The organism is bacterium endosymbiont of Bathymodiolus sp. 5 South (genome assembly GCF_900128535.1).
Classification (GTDB): domain Bacteria; phylum Pseudomonadota; class Gammaproteobacteria; order PS1; family Pseudothioglobaceae; genus Thiodubiliella.
On record NZ_FQTR01000188.1, the window covers coordinates 1 to 2,948 of the forward strand.

General features: G+C 40.6%; 3 protein-coding genes. 2 read left to right on the plus strand and 1 reads right to left on the minus strand.

From position 1 onward, the window contains the following. The first annotated feature begins 209 nt into the window (after positions 1-209). Positions 210-548: a P-II family nitrogen regulator gene (locus BBROOKSOX_RS09805; protein WP_139661507.1), complete on the plus strand. Its 339-nt coding sequence runs from the start codon at positions 210-212 to the stop codon at positions 546-548. 46 nt (positions 549-594) lie between these two features. Next, a complete protein-coding gene (locus tag BBROOKSOX_RS09810; RefSeq protein WP_257607849.1) occupies positions 595-1,842 on the plus strand; it encodes an ammonium transporter in 1,248 nt (415 codons plus the stop codon). Between the two features lie 371 nt (positions 1,843-2,213). Here BBROOKSOX_RS09810 and mog read toward each other — a convergent pair whose 3' ends face one another. After that, a complete protein-coding gene (gene mog, locus BBROOKSOX_RS09815) occupies positions 2,214-2,741 on the minus strand; it encodes a molybdopterin adenylyltransferase (RefSeq protein ID WP_180323975.1) in 528 nt (175 codons plus the stop codon). Between the last annotated feature and the right edge of the window lie 207 nt (positions 2,742-2,948).

Here is a 2,948-nt window from a genome sequence, read left to right on the forward strand (position 1 = left end):
ACTTTTGCATAAGTAGGGATGATTAGCAAAATGACAAGTTTTGCCGACTTGGTGATTTTATGAAATATAGTCATAGCAAAGCTATGGCTGTGTTTCATAAAATTGTCAAGTTGGTGAAAAATGGCGTTTTTGATGATTATTCATACTTTATGCAAAAGTCTCGTATAATAAGAGACATTAATTTAATAAGCATTCCATAGGAGAGAAAGATGAAACTTGTCAGTGCAATTCTTAGGCCACATCAGCTAGATGATGTGAGAGAGGCGTTATCAGAAACTGGCGTATCTGGTATTACTGTTACCGAAGTTAAAGGCTTTGGTCGTCAAAAAGGCCATACAGAAATGTATCGTGGTGCAGAATATCAAGTTGATTTTTTACCAAAGGTTAAATTAGAAATCGCAGTTGCAGCGTCAGAATTAGACAGTGTTATTGAGACAATTGCCAAAACTGCCAATACAGGTAAAGTGGGCGATGGCAAAATTTTTGTCAGTAATTTAGAGAAAGTGGTCCGTATTCGCACCGGCGAAACCAACCAAGACGCACTGTAAGGAGGCAGGAATGAAAAAAATATTAGCCTTATTGGCGCTAATGCCAATGGGTGTGTTGGCTGAGGGCGTCAATAGTTTGGATGGTGCGAATACAGCCTGGATTTTAACTTCAACCGCATTGGTGTTGTTTATGGCCTTGTCAGGTTTAGCGTTATTTTATGGCGGCTTGGTTCGTAGTAAAAACATTCTATCAGTGCTGATGCAATGTTTTGCTATTGCAGGTATTGCTTCAGTTTTATGGTTAGTGGCTGGCTATTCAATTGCTTTTTCTGATGGCAATGCTTATTTTGGTGGTTTGTCTAAGTTTATGCTTTCAGGTGTTTTGGAAGACTCGTTAAGTGGCGATATTCCTGAGAGTTTATTTGCGCTTTTTCAAATGACATTCGCTATTATTACCCCAGCACTTATTGTAGGTGGTTTTGCTGAGCGTATGAAGTTTTCTGCTGTGTTACTCTTTAGTGCATTTTGGTTAATTATAGTTTATGCACCGATTACACACTGGGTGTGGGGTGGCGGTTGGCTACAAGAAATGGGTTTGTTAGATTTTGCTGGCGGCACGGTTGTGCATGTCACCGCAGGTGTTGGTGCTTTGGTAGCAGCAATGGTTGTTGGTCCACGCAAGGGGTTTGGAAAAACACCAATGCCACCACATAATATGACAATGGTGATTACAGGTGCAGGTATGCTTTGGGTTGGTTGGTTTGGTTTTAATGGAGGTTCAGCATTGGCAGCGAATGGCGACGCGGCGATGGCGATGTTGGTCACGCATATCTCCGCAGCAACCGCAGCAATGGTATGGATGTTTTATGAATGGATTAAGTTTGGCAAGCCAACTGCATTAGGCACAGTGACAGGTATGGTTGCAGGCTTAGGCACAATTACCCCAGCATCAGGTTTTGTTGGTCCTGCAGGCGCATTGGTGATTGGTATTGTTGCTGGACTGGTCTGTTTTAATGCGGTTATTATCATTAAGCAGAAATTAAAAATTGACGATTCGCTGGATGTATTTCCAGTACATGGTGTGGGCGGTATTTTAGGCACATTGATGGCAGGTGTGTTTGCTTCAAGTGAGCTTGGTTTGTTCAGCGGACAAGGTCTAGCTGAAGGTATGACTATTGCTTCACAAGTAGGGGTGCAATTTATTGGCGTGGTGGCAACCTTCGCTTATACAGCGATTGCGACTTATATTATTCTTAAAGTTGTTGGAATGATGGTTGGTTTAAGAGTGAGCCCAGAAGAAGAACAGCAAGGATTGGATATCAGTGCCCACGAAGAAATCGGCTATAATTTGTAAACTTATAGGTGATAATCACCCATTCAAGCTCTAGAAGGGGGTATTATCTCAAGCAAGATTATGATTGTAGAGCGAGTGAGTTTCGGTCGTTGATGAAAAAATAAGCGGGTGGTTTTTTAGATTCTTATACGGACTCATTTAAATTCACCCCATGAACAATGGGAAAAACTTTGGGTGTGGCACTCTTGTTGGTCATTTTTTTAATCAAAAGAGACCTTTGCATAAATAGGGATGATTAGCAAAATCCAATTTTTGCCCAATGGGTGATTTCTTTAAACCTTGTCCTAGCAGGGCTAAGGCTGGGTTTAAAAAATCGCCAAGAGGGTAAAAAGTGGGCTTCTGATGATTGTTCCTATTTATGCAAAGGTCTCTTAGAATTCTTGCTCTACAAAACCCAAGTCAATTTGAATATTAGAGTTATCCAATAATTCTAAACATTTAGGCACTGCTAGGAATACCGCACCTAAGCATACAGCAATTGCATCGGGTTTGCCAGGCAGGTTAATAATCAAACTTTTTCCTCGTGTGCCTGCAGTTTGGCGCGAAAGAATGGCAGTTGGAACAGTTCTTAAGCTAACAGTGCGCATTTGCTGTGCAAAGCCATCAAAGATTCTTTCACAAACGCTATGAGTGGCTTCAGGTGTAACATCACGAGTAGTAGGTCCAGTACCACCAGTAGTCAAAATCAGATTGCAGTTTTTATGGTCTGCAAAATCTATTATGGTCTGCTCAATCAAAGCCTGCTCATCTTCAATAATAATAGACTCAACTTTGTAAGGTGACAATACTGCCTGTTGAATCCAAGTTTGCATAGCAGGACCACCGATATCTTTGTACTCACCACGAGCAGCACGGTCTGAAATGGTAATAAATCCGATTTTAATTTTTGTTTTATTCATCGCAATAGCATTGATTATGTTGAAAAATTATAATACTGATTATTAGAAACCTTTGCATAAATAGGAACAATCATCAGAAACCCACTTTTCACCCACTTGGCGATTTTTTAAACCCAGCCTTAGCCCTGCTAGGACAAGGTTTAAAGAAATCACCAAGTGGGCAAAAATTGGATTTTGCTAATCATCTCTATTTATGCAAAGGTCTCT

Excerpts from the sequence above, each read along its gene's own strand:
- BBROOKSOX_RS09805 (WP_139661507.1), top strand. The coding sequence starts at position 210 with ATGAAACTTGTCAGTGCAATTCTTAGGCCACATCAGCTAGATGATGTG.
- BBROOKSOX_RS09810 (WP_257607849.1), top strand. The coding sequence starts at position 595 with ATGGGTGTGTTGGCTGAGGGCGTCAATAGTTTGGATGGTGCGAATACA.
- mog (WP_180323975.1), bottom strand. The coding sequence starts at position 2,741 with ATGAATAAAACAAAAATTAAAATCGGATTTATTACCATTTCAGACCGT.